This window comes from Anaerolineales bacterium, from assembly GCA_022866145.1.
Taxonomy (GTDB): domain Bacteria; phylum Chloroflexota; class Anaerolineae; order Anaerolineales; family E44-bin32; genus PFL42.
The window spans coordinates 1-6,646 of sequence record JALHUE010000281.1 but is presented as its reverse complement, the minus strand read 5'-3'; the positions used below and the strand labels follow the sequence as shown (position 1 = coordinate 6,646).

The following is a 6,646-nucleotide window of genomic DNA, read 5'->3' as shown; positions in this document are numbered from 1 at the left end:
TGCCCGTCGTCGAGTACTTCTTCGTGTGGTTGGGCGTCGGCCTGGCCTTGCTTGCGGCAGTGCGCGAGGGAAACAGCAGCCTGGCGACCGACCTGACCGTATCGCTCGGCCTATTCTTCATGCTGCTGAGCGGGGCGCTGGACTGGCTGTATCCCTATCTCGATCCGCGCCTCCAGGAGGACGCCAGCCGCACCGATACTTCCGATCGTCACGGCGTCGTCGAATGGGCCAAAGGGGCGGGCAGGGGAATCCACAATGGCCTGCAAGGGCTGCGGGCGCGGCTGCGCCGGTCGGCCGGCGAGGAGCTGCCAGCCTTGCCCGCGGGGTCTTGGAGCGGCGACGTCAAAGAAGGGCCGGCCGAACAGCCCACCCGGCGCGGCTGGCGGGCCATGCTGCGGGCCGTCAATCTGCCGCTGATCCTGGGCACGCTCGGCCTGCTCGCCCTGCTGGCGCTGGGGATCTTCGGGGAGAGCTGGACCCGCAGCAGCCCCTACGAAACCCATGATCTGCTGACGATCGACGGCGAGATCGGGTCGCCGCCGTTCGCAATCTCCTCCGCCTTCCCTTGGGGCAGCGATATGCTCGGCCGCGATATCCAGGCTCTGCTGCTGGCTGGGGCACGACAAACGCTGGCTATGGCTGCCCTGGCGGTCGTTGCCCGCATCACCCTGGGAACCGCGCTGGGGATGGCCGCCGGCTGGTGGAAGAACTCGCTCTTCGATCGGCTGGTGACCGCCTCGTGGACCGTGTGGGCGGCATTCCCGGTCACCCTGTTTGCCATGATCGTCATCCTGGCTCTTGGGATCCAGCAGGGGATGGGGGTCTTCGTGGTGGCGCTGTGCATCGTGGGCTGGGGAGAAATCACCCAATTCGTGCGCGCTCAGGTGATCCGCCTCAAGGCCGAGCCCTTCATGGAGGGCGCGGTCGTCATCGGCGCCAGTCAGTTCCGCTTGTTGACGCGGCATGCCCTGCCGAACCTGGCCGATTCGCTGATCGTGCTAACCGCCATGGAAATGGGCGCCGTGATGCTGCTGCTGGCCGAGCTGGGCTTCCTGAACATCTTCGTCGGCGGCGGCTACCGGGCCATGATCGCCGAGGGCGGAGGAATGCAGCCGCTCATCGTTCACGTGTCGGATGTGCCCGAGTGGAGCGCGCTGCTGGCCAACATCCGCGATTGGTGGCGTGGGTACCCGTGGATGGGTTGGTTTCCCGGAGGGCTGTTCTTCCTGGCGATTGTGACCTTCAACCTGTGGGGTGAAGGCCTGCGCCGATTCCTGGCCGAGAGCCGGGTCAGCATTGTCCGCCTGCTGAACCGGGTCGTTGTGGGCGGAGCGGTCTTGGCCGGGGTTGGATTGTTCTGGTTTCTGCGAACAACCTCCTCGACCTCGCAGTACCTGCCGGAGGCGAACAAGTTCGACGCCGACCGCGCCTACGCCCACGTCAGCGCCCTGAGCGAGTTCTATCAGGGGAGGGAGAGCGGCACCGGCGGCGCGGCAGCTGCCGCCATGTACATCGCCGACGAAATGCGCCTCCTCGGCCTGAGCCCGGCCGGGGCCGGGAACGACTTCTACCAGACCATCGGAACCAAACGCCCGCACCTGAGCGAGCTGCCGCGCCTCGAGTTGCTCGATGCCGAAGGCCGCCTGCTGCAGTCCTTTGTCTACCGGCAGGACTTCGTCGAGGTTGTCGACTACTTTCCCACGGTCGGGATGGGCGAGGGACGGGTGGTGGGATTGGCAATCGGGCCCGATCCTGGGCTGGAGAACAGCCGGGATCCGTATGGGCTGCGGCGAATGGACCTTGAGGACGACATCATCCTAATGCGCCAGGAGGCCCTGGCGCGCACGCCGGTTGCAGGCGTGGCGGGAGCCCTCATCGTGACCTCGGACCCGAGGACCTTCGAGCGCAAGTACTTGTTTCCGAAGCTCTCTGCCTACTCCGTCACCTACCCGGGCTACGAAGGCTTCGGCGACGGGTCGCCAGCGGTGTACATCAGTCAAGCCCTGGCGGAACAAATCCTGGGCTCCATCGGCAGCAGCCTGTCCGAGCTCGATGCCCTGACCGAGGGGCTGCAGGCTGGACAGGTGGCCATGACCGACCGCGGTCCGCCGTTCCGGATTTCGGCGGAAGCTCCGACCGTCGAGGACTTGAGCGAGCATATTCTGACCGTCGTCGGCTACATTCCCGGCACAGGGTCGGTGATGGAGTCCTCCGGCCCGCGCGGACTCGACAGCCTGGTCATCATGGTGGCGGCGCACTATGACGGGCTGGGGGTTGGGCCGGATGGCACCCGGTATGCCGGTGCCAACGACAACGCCAGCGGTGTGGCGGCGATGCTCGAGATCGCCCGTGTGCTGGAGGAGAGCCCGGTCAGGCCGTTGAAAACCGTGGTGTTCGTCGCCTGGCCGGGGGGGGATCGCTGGGAGAGCCTGAGCGTGGCCGAAGTCATGGGGGCTGCCACGGGCTTCAACCAGCTGGAGGTCGAGACCGTCCTGGAAATCACCGGGGTGGGCGCCGGCAGCGGCGACCAGCTGGCGCTAGGTGAGGGGACGAGCTACCGGCTGGCGAAGCTCTTCCAGGAGATCGGCGGAAAGGTCGGGGTCGGGGTGACGAGCACCGGGCGCACAACGCACTTCGGCCTGCCAACGCTGGCACCCATGGGCGGGCGGGAGGCCGCCTCGGCTTACCTGAGCTGGGACGGGTCGGATGCCTCGGCCCATCTGCCGTCCGACACTCTAGCCGGGATCGATGTCGAGAAGCTGAGAGAATCCGGGGAAGCGGCGCTGCTTTCGGTGTTCGTGCTCAGCCGCGAGACCGAGTATTGAGGATATGATTGCACGTCGGCTGGCAGAGCTCGTCTGCGGCCGCGTGCGTGTCGGCCACTTCATGGATACCCATCGACGGACCCGACGTTGGTTGAATCGATCCCGGCTTGCTGCTGCCCTTGTCGGCAGCCTGGCAATGTCGCTGTTGGCGGCCGGCTGCAACTTCCCCAACTTCCTGACGTCCGGCGCCAGCCCGCCGGCCGTGCCGCCTGCCTCGGCAACGGCCTTCGTCCCGGAGCAGGCCACTCCGACGCCGGAGGTTGTTCGGGTCTGGCTTGATCCGGCTCTGCCGCTCTCGCTGCAGCCCGGCGTAGCCGGGGTGCAGGCCCTCGCCGGACGCCGTGTCGAACCGGCGAGTCAGGTGGATGCCTCCGACCTCCGAGCGGAGGTGCGAGGCGAGATCGAAGTCTCACGCTGGGTGTATGCCCTGGCGGCGCCCTTCGCCTCGGTGGAGGAAGGCCTAGCCATGGAGCAGCTGCAAGCCAAATGGTCCGGGGATCAGCCCGATGGCGGTCCAGTGTTTGTTCGCACCGAGGACCTCGCTCCGCTCCAGGCGCTTCTCGGCCCGCCGTCCGAGGCGGTCGTCGTCGTCCCGGGTGAGCAGCTCGTGGATCAGGCGTGGACGGCCCGGCCGGCGCTGGCGCTGCTGGCGTTCGAAGCCATCGAGCCGCGCTGGAGGGTGCTGCCGGTGGATGGGCAGTCTCCGCTGGATCCTGCCTTCGATCCCGCCACCTATCCTCTGGCCCTATCGCTCGGCGTCAGCGGCCAACCTGAGGTAGCGGGGGCGCTGGCACAAGCGCTGGCGCAGGCGTGGCCGGCGAGCAACCGAGATCCCTCCCGCCTGACGCGCCTGGTCATGACCGGTGTGACGGCCCTGACGCGGGCCACCGCCTGGCGCATGGCGGGCAAGGGGATCACCTACCCGGCGCGCGACATCGGAGACTGGCTGCGCACCGCGGATATCACCCACATCAGCAACGAGGTGGCCTTCGCCGATGACTGCCCGTCGCCGAATCCCGGCTCGGACACGCTGCGCTTCTGCAGCGCACCCGAGAACATCGGCTTGCTGGAGGACATCGGCACCGACCTGGTGGAGCTGACCGGGAACCACATCCTGGATTGGGGGCCGGCGGCCTTCCTCAACACACTCGGCATGTATCGTGAGCGCGGCTGGAACTACTTCGCCGGCGGTCAAGACCTGGCCGAGGCGCTGCGCCCGGTGCGCCTCGAGCACAACGGCAACCGCCTGGCGTTCATCGGCTGCAACGCGCCCGGGCCGGGCTATGCCCAGGCCAAAGACAACGCTCCTGGCGCGGCACCCTGCTACGACGAGCGCCTGTTGCAGGTGGTCGCCGATCTGCGGGCCGAGGGGTATCTGCCAGTCTTCACCTACCAGTGGGGAGAGGCCGATCGCTCGAGCCCGCTGCCACTCCAGGAAGAGGCCTTCCGCCGCGCCATCGACGCCGGCGCGGTGATCGTCAGCGGAAGTCAAGCGCACCAGCCGCAAGGATTCGAGTTCTACAACGGGGGGTTCATCCACTACGGACCGGGAAACCTGTTCTTCGATCAGATGGATCGGATGGAGAACCGGGAGATGTTTGTCGACCGCCACGTGTTCTATGATGGCCGGCACATCAGCACCGAGTTGCTGACGGGGCTGATCGAGGACTACGCTCGGCCGCGGCCGATGACGGCCGAGGAACGCCTCGATTTCCTGCAGCGGATGTTCGCCGCCAGCGGCTGGTAGCCCCCGAACTTTCCAGCCGGCATCGCTTCGCTCGCCGGCGGTCGCCCGCTGGCTCGCCCAGCCCGTTCGCGCCTGGGCTGCTTCAAGCTGGGCGATGCCAGAATCTGGTCTTCGCTCACCCGCCCAGACCGGCCCGGTCGTGGATTGCCTGGCGCAGCCGGTCCTCCGCCTCACCCGCCCCGCGCTCGAGCTCCTCCAGCACCTGCATCCACGCCTGGGCCATCGCCCGGTCTTCGAGGCCGGAAGCGTTGATCTGCACGTTCAACCCGGCCGCCGTCAGGCAGGCCCGGGCCAGCGCCCCGGCCGATCCGGAATCGCTGGCGGCATTCACGTTTCCGGTCTCGGCTACCTCGCAGGCCAGCTCCAGCACCTGGCGGGCCTGCTCCGCCACGCTCAGCGGGACCTCGGTGGCGCGGCGCGTGGCCTGCTCGAGAGCGCTGGCGCGAGCCGTCTGCTCCGCCGTCGTTCCCTTCGGCAAACGCCTGGCAGCCATCACCTGATCAAAGGCCGCCGAGTCGGCCTCGACTGCGGTCTGCAGCGACCGGCGCAGCCCTTCCGCCTGGTCGATGATCTCCTCCATTCGGCTCTCGACGTCGGCGTACTTCTTCTTGCCGACCGTCAGTCGTCCCACCATCGCTACCAGGGCCGCCGCCATGGCGCCCGCCTGGGCCGCCGCCGATCCGCCACCCGGGGTGGGCGTGCCATCCGCCAGGGCGTCGACGAACGAAGCCTCCGGGGAGGCGCCTGCGGCGGAGTACAGGCGGTTCTCGAGGATCTGATCGGAATGGAACGGGTCCAACTGCAGATGCCAGCGGGCGGCATCGATCAGCGCCTGCTGGGGCACCAGCCCAACGAGTTCGGCGTGATGAATCTCGACGCCCAGCTCCTTCGCCGCATGCCCGATGGCCTCTTGCACCCTGGCGATGGACGTCTGTGGGTAGTTGGTCAGATTCATCGATACCTGGGCGCGGCCGTCGACGAGCATCCCCAGGGCCTTGACATGGGGCAACCCACCCGATGACTGGCGAATGGCAGAGGCGATCTTCTTGGCGATCTGGACATCGTCAGTTGTCAGGTAGACGTTGTAGGCAATCAACGGAGTGCGCGCCCCGATCACGGTCGCCCCGGCCGGCCCGAGCCGTTTCGGCCCGAAGTCGGGCGCCCGATCCGGGTCACTCTCGATGGCCGCCTTCAAGCCCTCGTATTCCCCCTTGCGCAGGTTCTCCAGGTTGACGCGCTCCGGGCGGGTGGCGGCTGCCTCGTACAGATAGACGGGGATGCCGAGCTCGCTGGCGACGCGGTCGCCGAGCGAGCGGGCCAGTGCGATGCAATCCTGCATGCTGGCCCCGGAGAGGGGGACGAAGGGCACCACATCCGTCGCACCAATGCGCGGGTGCTCGCCCTGATGGTGGTTCAAGTCGATGAGCTGGGCGGCGCGGCGGATTGCAGAGAAGGCGGCCTGGGCTGCGCCGTCCGGGGGCCCGACGAAGGTGATCACCGAGCGGTTGTGATCGGCGTCCATGTGGACGTCCAGCACGCGCACCCGCGGCGTGCCGGAGATCGCGCCGGCGATGTCGTCGACCACTTCCCGGCGACGACCCTCAGAGAAGTTGGGGATGCATTCGACTAGGGCTTGGCTCATACGGACCTCTCAGGCGGGGGGTGGGTCCCATCCAGTTGGTGGATGCCGGAAGGGCCGAGCGCGTTCGGCCGACTGGGTCGGCAGTCCCCAGTTGGCATCCAGCCATGCTGAGTATAGCGGGTGGCCGGAGTCGGGGCCAGCCAAGGGTGAGAGGCGGACATCCGGTAGTGAGGTGGACATTAACCCAACCATAAGGAAACGGTGGTATGTTGTGGCGTCAAAGAGACACCCAGCGCGATTCCGCGCGGTCTGCCAAGGGAGGATGGCCCGTGACGCGTTCTGCAACCTTAGTGCTGGTGGTCGCCCTGCTTATAGCTGCTTGCGCGCCGGGAGCCGCCCCAACAACGGCGCCCGAAGTGGCTCCGCCCGGGCCGCTGCCCCAGCCAACGGCGCCGGAAGCGGCCCCCCCGGCTGAACCCGCCGCATCCGAAT

At 67.6% G+C, this 6,646-nt stretch carries 3 protein-coding genes; 2 read left to right on the top strand and 1 reads right to left on the bottom strand.

Annotation, left to right across the window (positions count from 1 at the left end):
• Together MUO23_08700 and MUO23_08695 are read left to right on the top strand one after the other, a co-directional pair.
• Positions 1–2,825: M28 family peptidase (locus MUO23_08700; protein MCJ7513034.1), on the top strand; the 2,825-nt coding region annotated here is incomplete at its 5' end.
• A gap of 4 nt (positions 2,826–2,829) precedes the next feature.
• Positions 2,830–4,572 carry a CapA family protein gene (locus MUO23_08695; GenBank protein MCJ7513033.1) on the top strand — a complete coding sequence of 581 codons (1,743 nt, stop codon included), beginning with the start codon at positions 2,830–2,832 and terminating at the stop codon, positions 4,570–4,572.
• A gap of 115 nt (positions 4,573–4,687) precedes the next feature.
• On the opposite strand, the gene ftcD is transcribed toward MUO23_08695, so the two are convergent.
• Positions 4,688–6,214 carry a glutamate formimidoyltransferase gene (gene ftcD / locus MUO23_08690; protein ID MCJ7513032.1) on the bottom strand — a complete coding sequence of 509 codons (1,527 nt, stop codon included), beginning with the start codon at positions 6,212–6,214 and terminating at the stop codon, positions 4,688–4,690.
• Positions 6,215–6,646 lie beyond the last annotated feature (432 nt).